The sequence below is a fragment of the Rhizobium sp. WYCCWR 11128 genome (genome assembly GCF_013416305.1).
GTDB classification, from domain to species: domain Bacteria; phylum Pseudomonadota; class Alphaproteobacteria; order Rhizobiales; family Rhizobiaceae; genus Rhizobium; species Rhizobium indicum.
The window spans coordinates 582138-600765 of the sequence record NZ_JACCEZ010000002.1; the positions used below are offsets into that span (position 1 = coordinate 582138).

Consider the following 18628-nt stretch of genomic DNA (forward strand, 5'->3'; position numbering starts at 1 on the left):
GCTTGCCTTGACGGCAAAGCCTAACCTGTCTGAGAGTGTCGTGAAAGTTGCTTCCCCTGCGGCGGCAGGCCGCGGCCAGAGAGGGAGACTTAGAAGCTCTCCGTCCAGGGCCGGACTTCCACCTCCAGCGACCATGCGCTGCGGTGCTGGCGAAGCACATCGATATAGGTCTGGGCGATCGCATCCGGCAGCAGCGTGCCATCCGGCTTCTCCACCCGGTCCGGCCGGATCTGCGAGCGCACCGCGCCGTCGATGACGAAATGCGCGACATGGATGCCCATCGGCCCGAGTTCGCGGGCGGCACTCTGGGCAAGGCCGCGCAACGCGAACTTGCCCATCGCGAAGGGGGCCGATTGGGCAAAACCCTTCACGCTTGCCGACGCGCCGGTGATCAGGATGGCGCCGCGGCCGCGCGGGATCATCCGCCGCGCTGCCTGCTGCACCACCAGGAAGCCGCCGAAAGCGGTGGTCGCGATCGCCTTCTCGACCTCGCCGGCATCGAGTTCGGCGAGCGGGCCACGCTGACGGGCGCTGGCATTGAAGATCACCACGTCAGGTCCGCCGATTGCGGCGGTAGCCTCTTCGAAAAGCGCTGCGACGCTCGCAGGTTGCGAGACATCTGTTGTAAAGGCACTGGCACCGGTCTCCTCGACCAATGCCCGGAGCTTTTCAATATTACGGGCGGCAAGCCCGACCTTGACGCCCTGCGCCGACAATTGCCGGGCAAGCGATGCGCTGATGCCGGAGCCCGCGCCGACGATCAGCGCACTCTCATAGGGAAAATCGGTCATGATGTCTTCCTCGATGAATCGTCCCAAAGACTTAGGAAGTCCGAACGACTTGCGCCACTGCCCGGCCGCGACTCCGTTCCGTGATGGACAAGGAAGATGAGATGGCGTCTGCTCCTCTCAGTACTTCATGGCTCGCGGATTCGTGCCCTCGAATTTTTTCAAGAAAAGACGACACAAGCGCAGAATTTGACGTTTACGCAAACGTCAATATTTTGTAAGACAGTGCCCAAGGCCGGCGCGATCCGGTCAGTCGAATGGGAGGAATTTGAGAGATGCCAGTCTACAAGGCCCCGGTGAACGATACGCTTTTCGTCCTCAACGACGTGCTGGGTCTCGAACGCTATAACAATCTGCCGGGTTTTGCCGATGCGACCCCCGATATGATCGAAGCGATCCTCGGCGAGGCCGGAAGGGTTGCAGAGGAAGCTCTCTTTCCGCTGAACTATTCCGGCGACCAGGAAGGCTGCACGCGCCACGACGATGCGAGCGTCTCGACGCCGAAGGGTTTCAAAGAAGCGTATAAAGCCTATCGCGAAGGTGGCTGGATCGGCCTTGCTGTGCCGGAGGAATTCGGCGGGCAGGGGCTCCCCTATACGCTGCATACCGCCGTCGGCGAATATACCTCGGCCGCCAACATGTCGCTGATGATGTATCCGGGCCTGACGCAGGGTGCGATCGCAGCACTTCTCGTCCATGGCTCCGACGAGCAGAAGGCCACCTATCTGCCGAAGATGGTGGACGGCACGTGGTCCGGCACCATGAACCTCACCGAGCCGCATTGCGGCACCGATCTCGGCATGCTGCGCACCAAGGCGGTGCCGCAGGCTGATGGCAGCTACAAGATCTCCGGCCAGAAGATCTTCATCTCCGCCGGCGAGCACGACCTGACCGACAATATCATCCATCTGGTGCTGGCCCGCATCGAGGGTGCGCCCGAGGGCACCAAGGGAATCTCGCTCTTCATCGTCCCGAAATTCCTCGTCGGCAAGGACGGCGCGGTCGGCGCCCGCAACGCTGTCTCCTGCGGCGCGATCGAGCACAAGATGGGCATCCACGCCAACGCCACCTGCGTGATGAATTACGACGAGGCGACCGGCTTCCTGATCGGCGCCGAAAACCGCGGCCTCAACGCCATGTTCGTGATGATGAACGAGGCCCGCCTGATGGTCGGCCTGCAGGGCATCGCCATTTCCGAGATCGCCTATCAGAACGCCGCCAGCTATGCCCGCGACCGCATCCAGGGCCGCTCGCTGTCCGGCCCCAAGGCGCCGGACAAGAAGGCCGATCCGATCATCGTCCATCCGGATATTCGCCGCACGCTGATGACCATCCGCGCTTTCAACGAGGCCGGCCGCGCCTTCCTGCTATGGACCGCGCTCAAGTCTGATATCGCCCACCGCGCTAGCGACGAGAAGGAGCGCCAGACGGCCGACGATATTCTTGGCCTCGTCACCCCGATTCTCAAGGGCGTGATGACCGACAAGGGCTTCGATCATGCCGTCATGGCCCAGCAGGTCTTCGGCGGCCACGGCTATATTGAAGAGCACGGCATGAGCCAGTATGTGCGCGATGCCCGCATCGCCATGATCTATGAAGGCGCCAACGGCATTCAGGCGCTCGATCTCGTCGGCCGCAAGCTGGCGCTGAACGGCGGCCGCGCCGCCATGGCCCTCTTCAAGGAGATCGGTGATTTCTGCGAGGAGAACCGCAGCAACGAAAAGCTCTCCTTCTTCACCAAGCATCTGAAGAAGGGCTTGAACGACGCCCAGGGCGCGACCATGTGGTTCATGCAGAACGCCATGGCCAAGCCCGACAATGCCGGCGCCGGCTCGACCGACTACATGCACCTCTTTGGCCTCGTCATTCTCGGCTATATGTGGGCAAAGATGGCCAAAGCCGCCGAGGATGGGCTTGCATCAGGCGATGCGGCTCGCGAGGATTACCTGAAGAACAAGCTGATCACCGCCCGCTTCTTCATGGAACGCCTGATGCCGGAAACCGCACTTCGCAAGGCCCGCATCGAAGCCGGCGCCGACACGATGATGGAACTGGCCGCCGAAGCGTTTTGAGACGGTTCTCCCTCCCCCTTGTGGGGAGGGTTGGGGAGGGGTCTTTTCTCCTCCCGCCAAGATTTGAGGCAAGATAGATTGCCGTCAGGGAGATGAGACGATGACCGAGGTTTTCATTTACGACCACGTGCGTACGCCGCGCGGCCGCGGCAAGAAGGACGGTGCCCTGCATGAGGTGCCCTCCGTCCGCCTCGCGGCAAAGACGCTGGAGGCGATCCGCGACCGCAACGGGCTGGACACGGGCACGGTCGACGACATCATCTTGGGCTGCGTCGATCCGGTCATGGATGCCGGCGCCGTCATCCCCAAAGCCGCCGCCTTCGAAGCCGGTTACTCCACCAAGGCGCCCGGCATGCAGATCTCCCGCTTCTGCGCCTCCGGTCTCGATGCCGTCAATTTCGGCGCCGGCAAGATCGCGCAAGGGGCCGACGATATCGTCATCGCGGGCGGCGTCGAAAGCATGTCCCGCGTCGGTCTCGGCATGTCCGGTGGCGCCTGGTTCATGGACCCTTCGGTAAATTTCCCGGCCTATTTCATGCCGCAGGGCGTCTCCGCCGATCTGATCGCCACCAAATACGGCTTCAGCAGAACCGATGTCGACGCTTACGCGGTCGAGAGCCAGAAGCGTGCCGCCCATGCCTGGGAAAACGGCTGGTTCGACAAGTCGGTCGTCCCGGTCAAGGACCAGAACGGCCTGACGATCCTTGATAAGGATGAACACATGCGCCCCGGCACGGACATGCAGGCGCTCGCCTCCCTCAATCCATCCTTCCAGATGCCCGGCGAGATGGGCGGCTTCGAGGCCGTCGGCATTCAGGCCCATCCGGAGATCGAGCGCATCAACTATGTCCACCATGCCGGCAATTCCTCCGGCATCGTCGATGGCGCCGGCGTCGTCCTGCTCGGCTCCAAGGCCGGCGGTGAGAGCATGGGCAAGAAGCCGCGCGCCCGCATCAAGGCTTTCGCCAATATCGGTTCCGATCCAGCCCTGATGCTGACCGGGCCTGTCGACGTCACCGAGAAACTGTTGAAGCGGACAGGCATGAGCCTGTTCGACATCGACCTCTTCGAACTCAACGAGGCCTTCGCTGCCGTGGTGCTGCGCTACATGCAGGCCTTCGACATCGGCCACGACAAAATCAACGTCAATGGCGGCGCCATCGCCATGGGCCATCCGCTCGGCGCCACCGGCGCGATGATCCTCGGCACGGTGCTGGACGAACTTGAACGCCGCGACCTCAACACCGCGCTGGTGACGCTCTGCATCGGCGCCGGCATGGGCACGGCAACGGTTATTGAAAGGGTCTGACGATGGGCTTCAACACCGGCACGATCGAAACCGAATATGCCGAGGTCACCGAGCACTGGTCGCCCCGCGTCATCGCCGATCTCAACGGCCAGAGCGTCAAGCTCGCCAAGGTCCAGGGCCAGCTCGCCTGGCATTCCCACCGTGACGAGGACGAGCTCTTCCTCATCTGGAAGGGGGCGCTGACCATCGAATATCGCGACCGCCCGCATGTGCATCTGAAGGCCGGTGATTTTCATGTTGTGCCGAAGGGTGTCGAGCATAATCCGGTGGCGCAGGAGGAATGCTGGATCGTGCTTTTCGAGCCGTCGCAGACCAAGCATACCGGCGATGTCGTCACCGAAAAGACGAAGACCTTAGACGCGCAGCGCAGCCATTTGCCGGCCTGATCGGGGAGGAAACCCAATGACCTACACCAATTTCACGCTCGAAACCGACGCCGACGGCATCGCTCTCGTCACCTGGGACATGCCCGGCAAATCGATGAACGTCTTCACCGCCGAGGTGATGGCCGAGCTCGACGCGATCATCGACGCCACGACCGCTGATGCCGCCGTCAAGGGTGTCGTCTTCACCTCCGGCAAGTCCTCCTTCTCCGGCGGCGCTGATCTGTCGATGATCAAGTCGATGTTCAGTTCCTACCAGGAGGAGAAGGCAAAGAGCCCCGAGACGGCGGTGCAGAACCTCTTCGGTCTGGTCGGCCGCATGAGCGGCCTGTTCCGCAAGCTCGAAACGTCGGGCAAGCCCTGGGTTTCCGCCATCAACGGCACCTGCATGGGCGGCGCTTTCGAACTGTCGCTCGCCTGCCACGGCCGCGTCGCCTCCAATGCCAAGAGCGTCAAGATCGCGCTGCCCGAAGTGAAGGTCGGTATCTTCCCCGGCGCCGGCGGCACCCAGCGTGTGCCGCGGCTGGCGAACGCCCAGGATGCGCTGCAGATGATGACGACGGGTCAGTCGCTGACCGGCTCCCGCGCCAAGGCGATGAACCTCGTGCATCAGGTGGTCGAGCCGGATCAGCTCATCCCGGCCGCCAAGCAGATGATCAAGGATGGCCTGAAGCCGGTCGCCCCCTGGGACGAGAAAGGCTTCAAGGCACCGGGCGGCGGCATCTGGACGCCGGCTTCCGCCCAGCTCTGGCCGGCGGCTCCGGCAATCCTGCGCCGGGAAACATCCGGCAATTATCCGGCGGCCCTTGCCATCCTGAAATGCGTCTATGAAGGCCTGCAGGTGCCGTTCGACACCGGCCTGAAGATCGAGCAGCGTTATTTCACCGAGGTGCTGCAGACCCGCGAAGCCTTCTCGATGATCCGTTCGCTGTTCATCTCCATGCAGGAACTCGGCAAGGGTGCCCGCCGCCCGGCGGGTCACGCGAAGACCGAGCTGAAACATATCGGCGTCGTCGGCGCCGGCTTCATGGGCGCCTCGATCGCCTATGTCACCGCCGCCGCCGGTATTCCGGTGACGTTGATCGACCGCGACATCGAAGCGGCGACCAAGGGCAAGACCGTCTCCGAAGGCCTGGTCAAGGATTCCGTCGGTAAGGGACGTCTTACGCAGGATGAGGCGACCGCATTGCTCTCCCGTATCACGCCCTCGGCAGACTATGCCGACCTCGCCAATGCCGATCTCGTCATCGAGGCGGTGTTCGAGGATCGCGAGGTGAAGAAAGCAGTCATAGAGGCGGTCGAAGCCGTGCTGCCGGAAGGCGCGATCTTCGCCTCCAATACTTCGACCCTGCCGATCTCAGGTCTCGCGAAGAATTCGAAACGCCCGGCCGATTTCATCGGTATCCACTTCTTCTCGCCTGTCGAGAAGATGATGCTGACCGAGGTCATCCTCGGAAGCGACACCGGCGACAGAGCACTGGCCGTCGCTCTTGATTATGTCGCAGCCATCAGGAAGACGCCGATCGTCGTCAACGACACCCGGGGCTTCTTCGTCAATCGCTGCGTGCTGCGCTACATGTCGGAAAGCTACGACATGCTGATCGAGGGCGTGCCGCCTGTCATGATCGAGAATGCCGCCAAGATGGCCGGCATGCCGGTCGGTCCGCTGGCGCTGAACGACGAGGTCGCCATCGACCTCTCGCTGAAGATCCTCAAGGCGACGGTCGCCGATCTCGGCGAAAAAGCCATCGACCCCAGGCATATGGAACTCATCTCCCGCATGGTGGAAAAGGAGGGCCGCTTCGGCCGCAAGAATTCCAAGGGCTTCTACGACTACCCGCCGAAACCGGCGAAGAAGTCCGTCTGGCCCGACCTCAAGACCCTCTACCCGCAGAAACCGGCGGATGAGGTTGACGTCAACGTGCTCAAACAACGTTTCCTCGTCACCATCGCGCTGGAAGCCGCCCGCACCGTGGAGGAGGGCATCGTCACCGATCCACGTGAGGCCGATGTCGGCTCGATCCTGGGCTTTGGCTTCGCGCCCTATACCGGCGGGGCGTTGAGCTATATCGACGGGATGGGTGCGAAGGCTTTCGTGGAATTGGCAGAAAAGTTAGCTGCTGCTTACGGGAACCACTTCAAGCCGACGCCACTGCTGAAGGACATGGCCGCGAAAGGTGAGACGTTCTACGGTCGGTTCGACCCCTATGCGAAGGTGGGGAAGGCGGCTTAGGCCGTCTTTTAAGCTGTGCCGCTCTTGCCGGGTTTCAAACGTTGAATGGGGCGGGTGGCGTCGGCAATCTGAACCGCAAGCAACCCACGCCTCGCTGTCACCCGGATCGGACCGCCCATGCAACCGTCAACCGACATCCTCGCCTTTGCCGATCCGATGGAGTGGGAATCTTGGCTCTGCCTGCATCACGCGGCATCGACCGGCGCCTGGCTGAAGATCGGTAAGAAAAATCCGAAACGAACTCTTATCACCATCGATGAGGCGCTGGATGTGGCGCTCTGTTACGGCTGGATTGACAGCCAGCGCAAGGGGTTTGACGCGCATTGCTACCTGCAGCGTTATTCGCCCCGGCGCGCCAAAAGTCCGTGGTCCAAGCTCAATGTCGATCGCGTCGCAGCACTCGCAGAAACCGGGCGCATGCGGCCCGCGGGCCTTGCCGAAGTCGCTGCCGCCAAGGCCGACGGACGGTGGGCTGTCGCCTACGCTCCGCAGCGCGATGCCGGCCTGCCGGACGATCTGGCGGCGGCGCTCGCTGAGAACGCTGCCGCTGGCGCTGCCTTTGCGCGGCTCGACAAGACCGGCCAATATGCAATCGTCCTGCCGCTCCTGAAGGCGACGACCCCGGAAGTCCGGGTCGCCCGCCTCGGCAAGGCGATCAGCAGGTTGACGCAGGCCGAATAGACGGTATTTCAGCTTCTGCAAAAAATCTCGCCCTCGGTTTTCCGCGCAGCGCGGCAGGCAAAGACCCGTCCGCGGTGTCTGAAACGTCACCGATTTCCGTAGCTGCGGCCTTGTCACGGACACAATTTCCGATTACATATCCGCGCATCGATCTTGCTAGATGAACTTTGAAACGGCCTCGTGTCGTTCCTGGCGAACTTCCTCCAAAATCGGTTTTCATCGCTGCTCGGCATTTATCCGAGCTGCATTCTTCTATGAACGATTCGAAAAGGATATCGTCATGAGCACTGGTACCGTAAAGTGGTTCAACGCAACCAAGGGCTTCGGCTTCATTCAGCCGGATGACGGCGCAGCCGACGTTTTCGTCCACATCTCCGCCGTTGAACGCGCTGGCATGCGCGATCTCAAGGATGGCCAGAAGCTGTCTTACGAGCTCGTCCGCGACAACAAGTCCGGCAAGATGTCGGCAGACCGCCTCCAGGCGGCCTGAGCCTTCAAGGCTCTAAATATCATCTCCGGATCGTGACCACGGATGTACTGGCACGGTTCGTTGAGATAGCAGGGAAGGTCGGGTTCACCCGGCCTTTTTTTGTGTCTGGCCGGCGGATGTTGTGCCCTTTCCCAAGAAATGCGCCCGCGACACCCCCTCTGCCCTGCCGGGCATCTCCCCCACAGGTGGGGAGATCGGCAAGTGGCCGGCCCACCTCTTCGGCGTCTTGCCGTAACTGACATGTTGAAGCGTTGATTATTTGGGGAAGCCGGCGCGCCCAGCCAATCTCCCCACCTGTGGGGGAGATGCCCGGCAGGGCAGAGGGGGGCGCTCCCGGCACGACTTTAAACAATCGTTCGATTTCGCTCGGCGCCGGCGACAACAAGTCCCGCACTACAGGCAAGTCGCTCAGCCGCGGGACGTTTCATCAGTCTCCAGCATCTCCATGACCCGCGCCATCACCGCCCGTGCCGCATCGAGTTCGGCTGACGTGAACGCGGCGCCGAGCCCGTCGGCCCATCCGGCTTGCGCGATCTCGATGACGCCGAGCCGCACCGCCCCTTCTTCCGTCAGTCGCACCAGCTTGGCGCGCTGGTGCTGCGGGTTGTCGGCATAGGCGATCAGCCCTTCATTCTCCAGTACGTCGGCAAGCCGCTGCACACCCTGGCGGGCGAGGCCGAGCGCGCGGGCGATCTGCGCCACCGACATGTTGCCGCGCCTTGCCGCGGCCAGCACCTGCCAGCGCGCGCTGGTTTGCCCTGCCGGCTTTGCCAACTGGTCGCCCGCCGCCGTCAGATGGCCGGCGAGGCGAAGGGCGGTGATCGCGAAAGCGGAAAAAGCATCCCCCTCCATCGTCCGCTCCGGTCGATTTTGTTTGACAACATGTTGTCGATTTTGTATTTCATCCATAATGACAACATATTGTCATATCCGAAAACTGAAGGCAACGCCGAAGGAGGAGAGCGCCATGAAGAAAACCTACAAGGGAAGCTGCCATTGCGGCAAAGTGCACTACGAGGTGGACATGGACCTCGATGAGGGCACCGGCCGCTGCAATTGTACGATCTGCGCCAAGCGCCGCTATTGGGGCGCCAACGTCAAGCCGGAGGATTTCCGGCTGATGTGCGACCAGGCGGAAACGGCCGACTACCAGTTCAACACCATGAGCGGTCATCACCGCTTCTGCCGCACCTGCGGTGTGCCGGCCTATGGCGACGGTTATGTCGAGCAGATCGGTGGCGCCTATGTCTCGATCAACATCGCCTGCCTCGACGATATCACCCCCGAGGAACTGGCAGCACTGCCGGTCCGTTATGCCGACGGCAGGCACGATGCCTGGTGGAACGAACCGGCGGTGACGGGTTATCTCTAAATCGATGTCGAATTGCCGTCCTCCCATTCGTCCTATGTCCATAACGGAGAAGGAGACCGATTGTGAAAGACCAGGCGAATGTCAGGATCGACGAAGAGGCGATTATCGCCATGCTGATGATGCGCGCCAAGGCGCTGGGCGAAAAGAATGCCAAGGACGCGCTTTCTTACGAGGCGGAGGATTCCGTCGAATTTTCGCTGGCGCCGCCACTTGCCTATTACGGCCAGGACGAGGCGGGTCTGCAGGCCTGGTTCGATACCTGGGAAGGCCCGATCGGCGGCGAGGTGCGCGATGCCAAACTGACGGCCGGCGAGGATGTCGCTTTCTGGAGTGGCCTCATGCACATGACGGGAACCAAGACCGATGGCGCCGACGTCGATCTCTGGTTCCGCCAGACGCTGGGCCTCGTCAAGCAGGATGGCCGATGGCTGGTTGCCCACCAGCACGCCTCGGTGCCCTTCGCCATGGACGGCAGCGGCCGGGCGCTGCTCGATCTCAAGCCGTGAAGAATGTCAGGCAGCACTCCCCGCGATCTTCCGGCGGTCGGCGCGAATGCTCACCAATCCGCCGCCCATCAAAAGCAGGATCGCCGTCGCATAGATATCCGTCGTCAATGCGTAACCGGCCGATTTCGCCAGGAACCCGGCAAGGATTGCCGGCAGGCTGAAGGCGAGGTAGCTCTGGACATAGAAGGCCGATAGCAGCCCGGCCCGCTCGTCCGCCTTGGCGAGCGGCATGATGGTGCCGATCGACCCGAGGAAATTGGTGCCGAAGCCGACGCCGGTAAAAATTGTGCCGATGAGCAGCAGGGGTACATTGGCAAGATGGACGCCGGCAACGACCGTCAGGATGCCGAGCGTCTTGGCCGACACGCCGAAAACCAGATTGGCCGATGCCGTATTGCTGCGCCTGAGATAGACGGCGATTGCTCCGCTCACCATCAGCGCGGTGACGACGGCTCCGCCCGTCAGCGGCGCCCGACTGCCGGTCGTGCTGGCGACCAGGGACGGGACCAGCGAGAGATAGAAGCCGGCAAGCGTCCAGTTGGCGATGTTGATCGGCGTCACCAGCGACAGCGGCCGCTTCACCTGCTTGGGAATGGTGACCCGCGGTATCAGCGAACCGAGAGCGCCGGGTCGCGTGCCGCCGGTCTCGCCTGTCAGCCAGATGGCCGCCGCCTGCAGCGTGAAGGCGACGAGCAGCAGCGCATAGACCAGATGCATCGGGAAGGGGCCGTATTGGATCAGGGCGCTGGTGCCCAATGCCCCCACCGCCATGCCGCAAAGCGGCGCGATCGAGTTGACGATCTGTCCCTTTGCCCGGTCGACATCGACGAGCGCCGCTCCGATCGAGGCGCCGGCGATCCCGGTTGCCAGCCCCTGCACGATCCGCGCCGCGATCAGCCAGGCGGGACCGCTTGCGACGACGAAGAGGCCCATGGCGGCGACTTCGAGCACGAGGGCGAAAAAGATCACCGGCTTGCGGCCGAGATGATCCGAGATCGAACCGGCGATCAGCAGCGCCGCCAGCAGCGCGAAGGCGTAGACCGCGAAAATCACCGTGATCAGCACCGGCGAGACGGAAAAGTTTTCCTGATAGATCCGGTAGAGCGGCGTCGGCGCCGCGGAGGCGCCGAAAAAGGTCGCGAGCGTCAGCGCATGAAAGCCGATCGAGGGGCGCGGCGAATTCTCGGTGGATTTGGCTGCGGCGAACATATATAAGCCCCTTAAAGCTAAACCGTTGCGTTAGCTTACGTAGAGCAGGCGCTCTATAAAAGCAAATTATTTGCGTTAATAGGTCTGTCAAAGATTTTGAACTATCGCTGCCAAGGGGAGAAAGTCGGGTTGCACGCATGACAGTAAAAGAGAATCTCCGTCCGGGCGGCAGAAGCGCCCGGGTTCAGGCATCGGTGCACAAGGCGGTCCGTGAGCTGATGGCCGAGATGAGCCGCGCCGACGTGACGATCCCGCTGATTGCCGGCAAGGCGGGGGTGACGCCGTCGACCATCTATCGCCGCTGGGGCGACCTGCAGGAGCTTCTCGCCGATGTCGCCGTCGATCGGCTGCGGCCGGATATGCAGCCGGTCGATGCCGGCAGCGGCGGGGCCGATCTTCAAGCCTGGGCCGAGCAATATGCCGAGGAAATGTCCTCCGGCCCGGGCCGCGAGATGATCCGTGACGTGCTGGCCGCGCAGGCGGGCGCGAATGCCTGTAAATGCAGCGAATATACCCGCCAGCAGATCGACGTCATCGCCGAGAGGGCGAAGGCTCGCGGCGAGGTCTTTCCGGATGTGGACCGCGTCATGGATCAGGTCGTGGCGCCGATCATGTACCGCATCCTATTCGGCGATGTGCCGGCGACAGCGCGTGTGCGCGATCTGGTTGCGCGTGTCATGAGCGCGACGGACTAGAGCAATTCCAGCAAAAGTGCGTAGCGGTTTTGCGTCCGGAATTGCGTGAAAACAAAAAGATAGAGCATCTCCGTGATTCGGAGAAAAACGGAAATGCTCTAAGTTTTCTGTTACTCCGCGGCGGCGCGTTTGAGGCCGGAAATCTGGGTGATATAGGCGCGCAGCGCCGCCGGCCGTACCGGCTTGTGCTGAACGGCAATACCGTATCGCTCGGCCTCGCTGCGCACCTCCGGCGTGCGGTCGGCCGTGATCATCAGGGCAGGAATATCGGCGCCGAATTGCTGGCGCAGATGCAGGATCGCGGCAATGCCGGTGCCGTCGCCGAGATGATAATCGGCGATGACGATATCAGGCGGTCCCTCCCGGCCATCGAGGGCGGTGACCTCGGCGAGACAATCCAGCGCCTCCACCTCGCAGCCCCAGCCGCTGATCAGGAGCCGCATGCCTTCGAGGATCTTCGGCTCATTGTCGATGCAGAGGATCTTCAGCCCGCTCAGCGGCTGGCCGGGACGGTCGGCGGGCGCAACCGCTGCTGCAGCCGCGGCCGGGCGTGAGACGTCGAGCGGCATGGCGATGCGGAATTGCGTGCCCTTGCCATGCGTCGACTGCAGCTCGACCGGATGGTTGAGCACGCGGGCGATGCGGTCGACGATCGACAGGCCGAGCCCGAGGCCGGAGGCGGTTTTGGCACCTTCGTCCAGCCGCGCGAATTCCTTGAACACGGTGCGGAATTTCGACGGTGGGATACCGATGCCGGAATCGATCACCTGGATGATCACCTGGTTGCCGCGCCGCCGCGCGCCCACCAGCACTTTGCCGGTGATCGTGTATTTGATGGCGTTGGAAACGAGGTTCTGCACCAGCCGGCGCAGCAGGTTGGGATCGGAGCGGACCCTGAGCGATGTCGGCATGACCACCAGCTTCAGCCGCTTTTCGCGGGCGATCGGCGCGAAATCGGTCTGGATACGCTCCAGCAGGTCGGAGAGCGCGACGGAGGCGAGCCGCGGCCGCATGGCGCCGGTATCCAGCCTGGAGATATCGAGCACTGCGCCGAGAATGGTTTCGACTGATTCCAGCGCGGAATCGATGTTGCGCACGATCGGGCTGTTCTCGGATTGCGCCATGCGCTCGACCAATGCCGAGGAATAGAGCCGGGCGGCATTAAGCGGCTGCAGGATATCGTGGCCGGCGGCGGCAAAAAAGCGTGTCTTGCCGATATTCGCCTCGTCGGCGGCGGCGCGTGCCTCGCCGAGTTCGCGGTTGACGCGGGTAAGCTCGGCCGTGCGTTCGGCGACGCGCTGCTCCAGCGTCTCGTTCGCCTGTTTCAGCGCCTGGTCGGCGTTCACGCGCTGGGTGATGTCGGTGAAGGTGGCGACGATGCCCTTGTCCGGCATGGCGTTGGAGCGCACCTCGATGATCCGCTCGCCGCCGCCGAGCACCAGCGCGAAAGGTTTGTCGAGCGTCAGGAAATGCCGCACTGTCTGGCTGAGATCGCCGGGCGCGATGTCGCCGCGCTGGATGAGCGTGGTGACGATATCGGACAAAGGAAAACCGACCTGGCCGGCACTTTCCGGAAGATCCAGCAATTGCCGGAAACGCCGGTTCCAGATCGTCAGCCGGTTGGAACTGTCGAAGACGGCAATGCCCTGGTCCATCTGCGAAAGCGCCGTCTGCAGCATGTCCTGGTTATACTGCAGCGCCTCGCTCGCCTGGTCGAGCAACCAGGCGGTGTCGGAAGAGGCATCCTCGATCTTCTGCAGGATCAATGACAGCACCAGCCGGGCCGAGGACGAGCCGATGGCGCTGCCGAGCAGCTGTTCGCTGAAATGGATGAGCGCCATGTCGGCCGGCTGCTCGTCCTCCAGCTTGCGGCCGGAGCCTTGTTCGTAAGTCGTGAAAGAACGCTGCATGCGTTCTTCGCCAAGATAACGTGAGATCGCCGCCTTGAGATCGCCGACGCTGATGCGGGTCTTCCAGCCGCGCGTGGCAAATTGCGAGCGCGAATGCCGCTTGACGAAGATGCCGGCCTGGATGCGCTCCAGCGGCTTGGCGTTGCGGGTGAGCGAGCCGACGACGAAGAAGGCGCTGTTGACGAGCAGGCTCATCGCCGTCGCATTGACCAGCGGATCGGCGTCGGGCGCGGTGAACAGCGTGGTTCCGGGAAAGATGAAGCCGAGCACGGCGCTCGCCACATAGGAATAATCGGGGCCGCCGAGCGAGGGCAGGAACAGCAGGTAGATCCAGATGACGAAGCCGGAGGTCAGCCCGAGGATCGCACCGCGCGCATTCGCCCGCCGCCAGATCAGCCCGCCGAAGAGCGCTGGGGCGATTTGCGCGATCGCGGCAAAGGAAAGCAGGCCGATCGAGGCAAGGCCGGCGGTGCTGTCGGTCGAACGGTAATAGGCATAGCCGAACAGCAGCACGGCGAAGATGGCGCTGCGGCGGATGTTGAGCAGCGTCTTGGCGAAATTGTCGCGCAGGCTGGCGCGGCCGGCGAGTTTGCGCCGGAGGAAGATCGGCATGACGATATCGTTCGACACCATGATCGACAGTGCGACGGAATCGACGATGACCATCGCCGTTGCGGCGGAGAAGCCGCCGATGAAGATGATCAGCGAAATGACGGGCATCTGGCCGGCAAGCGGCAGCGACAACATGTAGAAATCGGCATTGCCGGCGCCGCCGAAGGTCAAGAGCCCGCCGATCGCCACCGGCAGCACGAAGAGATTGATGGCGATGAGATAGGTGGGAAACAGGAAACCCGCGAGTTTCAGCTGCTTCGGGGTTCGGTTTTCGACAACCGTCACGTGGAATTGCCGCGGCAGCAGGATGATCGCAAAGGCCGACAATAGGATCAGGGTGATCCAGCGGCTGATCGGCGTGTGGTAGCTGAGGGCCGACATGACCAGCTCATTGTCGACGGTCTTGCGCCAGAGATCGGTCGGGCCGTCGAACAGAAACCAGATGACGCAGACGCCGGCCGTCAGAAAGGCGACGAGCTTGACGACGGATTCCATAGAGACGGCGAGGATCAGGCCGTCCTGGTGTTCGGTCGCATCCGTATGCCGCGTGCCGAACATGATGGCAAAGCAGGCAAGTACCAGCGTCGCGAGGAGCGGCAGGTCGAGGAAGTAGAGATTGCCGCTGCCGATGCCGTAATCGGATGGATTGACCATCGCGCTGACGGTGCTTGAGATCGCCTTGAGCTGCAGCGCGATATAAGGAATGGCGCCGATCAGCGAGATCAGTGCGACGATCGTTGCGACCGTCGGGTTCTTGCCGTAGCGCGCGGCGACGAAATCGGCAACGGAGGTGAGCTTCTCCGCCTTGGCGAGCTCGATGATGCGGCGAAGCAACGGCATGCCGAGCGTGAAGACCAGGATGGGGCCGATATAGATGCCGGCAAATTCCAACCCGCGCTGCGCGGCAAGCCCGACGCTGCCGAAATAGGTCCAGGAGGTGCAGTAGATCGCAAGGCTCAGCGCATAGACAACCGGCCATCCGCCCAGCGTGCCCTGGCCGCCTTGCGGCGTGCCCTGGCCGCGGTTCTTGCGGTCGCCATAGCTTGCCACGGCGAAAAGCAGGAGCAGATAGCCGAAGGCAGACGCGAATATAACCCAGCCTGGAAGCATTGACCCTCCGCCGGCGGAAAACCCGCCGGGACCTCCCGCAACGTGGGTCAGCTTAAGTCATTTCAGACGCTTTGAAAATTCCTGGCGGTCTAGGCCTTAAGTCAAAGACCGCGGGGAGGTATTGCCGGATAATTGCGATTGCCGATTGATTAATTGCAATGAAGATGTAGCTAATAAATTCCATTGCATATCTTTGAAATGGATCGAAGGGAGACGGATCCGATGCTCAATGAGTTCAAGGCCTTTATCGCCCGCGGCAATGTCATGGATCTTGCAGTCGGCGTCATCATCGGCGGCGCCTTTGGTGGCATCGTCAAATCTTTGGTGGATGACCTTATCATGCCGATCGTCGGCGCCATTTTCGGCGGCTTCGATTTTTCGAATTACTTCCTCCCACTCTCGTCGGCCGTCAACGCGCAGTCGCTCGCCGCCGCCCGCGAGCAGGGAGCGGTGTTTGCCTATGGCAGCTTCCTCACCGTGCTCATCAACTTCCTCATTCTCGCCTGGATCATCTTTCTGATGGTCAAGGGCGTGAACACCCTGCGTGCCCAGGTCGAGCGCCAGGAAAAGGCAGCACCGGAAGAGCTGCCAGCGCCGCCGGCAGACGTTCAGCTGCTGACGGAAATCCGCGATCTTCTCGCCACGCGCCCGACGGCTTGATCCGGCGGAGCCCGTCCGCTTCGGCCGGGCTCATTCATCACCAAAATCGATATGCCATCACTGGATGTCATGGGATTTGCCGGCGCAAATCCGCTATGAAGGCGGAAACCGGAGATATGCATGTCGATTGTCAGCAGCCTTAGCCCGCGCGCCGTAGCGGCGCCCGAAAGCGGGATCGTCGAACTCGTCAACTATGCCCGTGGCCGCGAAGGCCTGCTGCCGCTCTGGGTGGGTGAGGGCGACCTGCCGACGCCTGATTTCATCAGCAGGGCGGCAATGGATGCGCTTGCTGCCGGCGAGACCTTCTACACCTGGCAGCGCGGCATTCCGGAGCTTCGCCAGGCACTTTCCGATTATTACGACAGACATTTCGGAATCCGGCTTCCGGTCGAGCATTTCTACGTTACCGGCTCCGGCATGCAGGCGATCCAGATCGCCGTGCAGGCGCTGACCTCGCCGGGCGACGAGCTGGTTTACCTCTCGCCTTCCTGGCCGAATATCGCCGCCGCCCTGGAGATAGCAGGTGCGCGCTCGCTCAGTGTCGAGCTGCAGTTTGAAGGCGGCAAATGGGCGGTCGATCTTGACCGCATCGAAACCGCGATCACCCCGAAGACCAAGGGCATCTTCATCAACACGCCGTCGAACCCGACGGGCTGGACGGCAACGAATCAGGATCTTGGCGATATCCTGGCGCTTGCCCGCAAGCACGACCTCTGGATCCTGGCAGACGAAATCTACGCCCGCTACTCCTTTGCCGGTGGCCGAGCGCCCTCTTTCCTCGATGTGATGGACGAGGGCGACAAGATCATCTTCGTCAATTCCTTCTCGAAGAACTGGTCGATGACCGGCTGGCGCGTCGGCTGGATCGTAGCACCCCCTGAAATGGGTCAGGTGCTCGAAAACCTCATCCAGTATTCGACATCGGGCGTGGCGCAGTTCATGCAGAAGGGCGCCGTTGCAGCCCTTGATCAAGGCGACGATTTCGTCGCTGCCAATATCGCCAAGGCGGCCCGCTCCCGCGATATTCTCTGCGATGCGCTTGTCGCCACCAACCGCGTCGAGACACTGAAACCGGACGGCGCGATCTACGCCTTCCTGAAGATCGACGGCGTCGCCGATAGCCGCAGGGCAGCGCTTGATATCGTCGACAAGACAGGCGTCGGCCTTGCTCCCGGCACCGCTTTCGGACCGGGCGGCGAACTCTTCCTGCGCGCCTGTTTCCTGCGTGATCCCACCCAGGTGGCGATCGCGGCCGAGCGCCTCTGCGACTATATCCTCAAGCTCTGAGACGCACTGCCCGCAAGAGATATCGTGGCGTCGGCCAAGTCGATTTTGTGCCGGAATCGCCGGATCGATAAAACTCTAGCAAAGCCCGAAATCGGCCTCTAACCACGACTCCAAACATACCCGTTCAAAGGCCTTCCAACGGCCGTTCGATAAGAAAATTGGAAAGAAAAACCGGCGCCTGATGCCCCTGCTTATAAAAACGAAAGCAGGGATGCGGGACATGGCGGTTTTGGTGACGGGCGGGGCCGGATATATCGGCAGTCACATGGTTTGGGCGCTGCTCGATGCGGGCGAGGATGTGGTCGTGCTCGACCGCCTCTCCACAGGCTTTCGCTGGGCCGTGGCGCCGGCGGCGCGTTTCTATCTCGGCGACGTTGCCGATCCCGACATATTGAAAAAGGTCTTCATCGAAAACGACATCGAGGCGATCATCCATTTCGCCGGCTCCGCCGTCGTCCCGGTCTCGGTCGCCGATCCGCTCTCTTATTACGACAACAATTCCGGCAAGACCCGGGCGCTGCTCTCCGCTTCGGTCAAGGCCGGTATCCGCAACTTCGTCTTCTCCTCGACGGCGGCCGTCTACGGCCAGCAAAAGACCGACCTGCCGGTGAAGGAGACGGCGCCCCTCAATCCGGAAAATCCTTACGGCCAGTCGAAGCTGATGACCGAGTTCATGCTGCGCGACGCCGCCGCCGCCTATGATTTCAACTATGTCGCGCTTCGCTACTTCAACGTCGCCGGCGCCGACCCGCACCACCGTGCCGGCCAGTCGACCTCAGGCGCCACGCACCTCATCAAGGTCGCCTGCGAGGCAGCGCTCGGCAGGCGCGATGGCGTCAACGTCTACGGCATCGACTATCCCACCCATGACGGCACCGGCGTGCGCGACTACATCCATGTCAGCGATCTCACGGATGCACATCTGAAAGCGCTGCAGCACCTGCGCAGAGGCAAGGGCTCGCTTGTTGCCAATTGCGGTTATGGCAGCGGCTATTCCGTGCTCGACGTGCTGAACATGGTCACCCGCCTGCACGGACATTCCTTCAAGATCCACATGGCGCCGCGCCGCGCCGGGGATTCGGCAAGCGTCGTCGCGGACGCTTCGCTCGCCAGGCAGGTGCTCGACTGGAAGCCCAGATACGATTCGCTGGAAACCATCGTCCAGAGCTCGCTCGATTGGGAACTGTTCCTGTCGAACAAGAATGTCGACGACCTGCACAGCATCCACCGGGCACTCGCCGCCGCTTCGTTCTGATCCAGGAACCCATTTACCATCCCCGCGCCTGCGGGGGCCGCTTGCCGTCACGTGAA

General features: G+C 62.2%; 16 protein-coding genes. 12 read left to right on the top strand and 4 right to left on the bottom strand.

Going from position 1 to position 18628, the window contains the following annotated elements; translation table 11 throughout:
- Positions 1–89 precede the first annotated feature (89 nt).
- A complete protein-coding gene (locus HX898_RS10530) occupies positions 90–791 on the bottom strand; it encodes an SDR family NAD(P)-dependent oxidoreductase (protein ID WP_138334497.1) in 702 nt (233 codons plus the stop codon).
- 272 nt (positions 792–1063) lie between these two features.
- Here HX898_RS10530 and HX898_RS10535 point away from each other — a divergent pair, with 272 nt between their 5' ends.
- The 6 genes from HX898_RS10535 (at position 1064) to HX898_RS10560 (ending at position 7956) form a co-directional block, all read left to right on the top strand.
- Positions 1064–2860 carry an acyl-CoA dehydrogenase C-terminal domain-containing protein gene (locus tag HX898_RS10535; RefSeq protein ID WP_138334496.1) on the top strand — a complete coding sequence of 599 codons (1797 nt, stop codon included), beginning with the start codon at positions 1064–1066 and terminating at the stop codon, positions 2858–2860.
- Positions 2861–2960: 100 nt separating this feature from the next.
- Positions 2961–4169, top strand: a complete 1209-nt coding sequence (locus HX898_RS10540) for an acetyl-CoA C-acetyltransferase (RefSeq protein WP_180194614.1) — start codon at positions 2961–2963, stop codon at positions 4167–4169.
- 2 nt (positions 4170–4171) lie between these two features.
- A complete protein-coding gene (locus HX898_RS10545) occupies positions 4172–4555 on the top strand; it encodes a cupin domain-containing protein (protein ID WP_138388167.1) in 384 nt (127 codons plus the stop codon).
- Between the two features lie 16 nt (positions 4556–4571).
- Positions 4572–6785 carry a 3-hydroxyacyl-CoA dehydrogenase NAD-binding domain-containing protein gene (locus HX898_RS10550; protein ID WP_180194615.1) on the top strand — a complete coding sequence of 738 codons (2214 nt, stop codon included), beginning with the start codon at positions 4572–4574 and terminating at the stop codon, positions 6783–6785.
- Positions 6786–6902: 117 nt separating this feature from the next.
- A complete protein-coding gene (locus HX898_RS10555; protein ID WP_180194616.1) occupies positions 6903–7466 on the top strand; it encodes a YdeI/OmpD-associated family protein in 564 nt (187 codons plus the stop codon).
- A gap of 280 nt (positions 7467–7746) precedes the next feature.
- Complete coding sequence (locus HX898_RS10560; protein WP_003545273.1) at positions 7747–7956, top strand: cold-shock protein; 210 nt, start codon at positions 7747–7749, stop codon at positions 7954–7956.
- Between the two features lie 408 nt (positions 7957–8364).
- Here the strand turns inward: HX898_RS10560 and HX898_RS10565 are convergent, their stop codons facing one another.
- Positions 8365–8865, bottom strand: coding sequence for a MarR family transcriptional regulator (locus HX898_RS10565; RefSeq protein ID WP_180194617.1), 501 nt, complete (start codon positions 8863–8865; stop codon positions 8365–8367).
- A 58-nt stretch (positions 8866–8923) separates the two neighbouring features.
- Between HX898_RS10565 and HX898_RS10570 the strand changes: the two genes are divergently transcribed.
- Positions 8924–9328, top strand: coding sequence for a GFA family protein (locus tag HX898_RS10570; RefSeq protein WP_180194618.1), 405 nt, complete (start codon positions 8924–8926; stop codon positions 9326–9328).
- Between the two features lie 62 nt (positions 9329–9390).
- Positions 9391–9834, top strand: coding sequence for a nuclear transport factor 2 family protein (locus tag HX898_RS10575; RefSeq protein WP_180194619.1), 444 nt, complete (start codon positions 9391–9393; stop codon positions 9832–9834).
- Between the two features lie 6 nt (positions 9835–9840).
- On the opposite strand, the gene HX898_RS10580 is transcribed toward HX898_RS10575, so the two are convergent.
- Positions 9841–11043, bottom strand: coding sequence for an MFS transporter (locus HX898_RS10580; RefSeq protein WP_180194620.1), 1203 nt, complete (start codon positions 11041–11043; stop codon positions 9841–9843).
- Positions 11044–11180: 137 nt separating this feature from the next.
- Between HX898_RS10580 and HX898_RS10585 the strand changes: the two genes are divergently transcribed.
- Positions 11181–11738, top strand: a complete 558-nt coding sequence (locus HX898_RS10585) for a TetR/AcrR family transcriptional regulator (protein WP_180194621.1) — start codon at positions 11181–11183, stop codon at positions 11736–11738.
- Positions 11739–11848: 110 nt separating this feature from the next.
- Here the strand turns inward: HX898_RS10585 and HX898_RS10590 are convergent, their stop codons facing one another.
- The gene (locus tag HX898_RS10590) at positions 11849–15370 is read right to left on the bottom strand and encodes a hybrid sensor histidine kinase/response regulator (RefSeq protein ID WP_180194622.1); all 3522 of its coding nucleotides are present in this window, start codon (positions 15368–15370) and stop codon (positions 11849–11851) included.
- A gap of 222 nt (positions 15371–15592) precedes the next feature.
- Between HX898_RS10590 and mscL the strand changes: the two genes are divergently transcribed.
- From mscL to galE, 3 genes are all read left to right on the top strand, one after another.
- Complete coding sequence (gene mscL, locus HX898_RS10595) at positions 15593–16030, top strand: large conductance mechanosensitive channel protein MscL (protein ID WP_017958900.1); 438 nt, start codon at positions 15593–15595, stop codon at positions 16028–16030.
- 120 nt (positions 16031–16150) lie between these two features.
- Positions 16151–17317: a pyridoxal phosphate-dependent aminotransferase gene (locus tag HX898_RS10600; RefSeq protein WP_180194623.1), complete on the top strand. Its 1167-nt coding sequence runs from the start codon at positions 16151–16153 to the stop codon at positions 17315–17317.
- Positions 17318–17537: 220 nt separating this feature from the next.
- Positions 17538–18572, top strand: a complete 1035-nt coding sequence (gene galE / locus HX898_RS10605; RefSeq protein WP_180194624.1) for a UDP-glucose 4-epimerase GalE — start codon at positions 17538–17540, stop codon at positions 18570–18572.
- Positions 18573–18628: the final 56 nt, after the last annotated feature.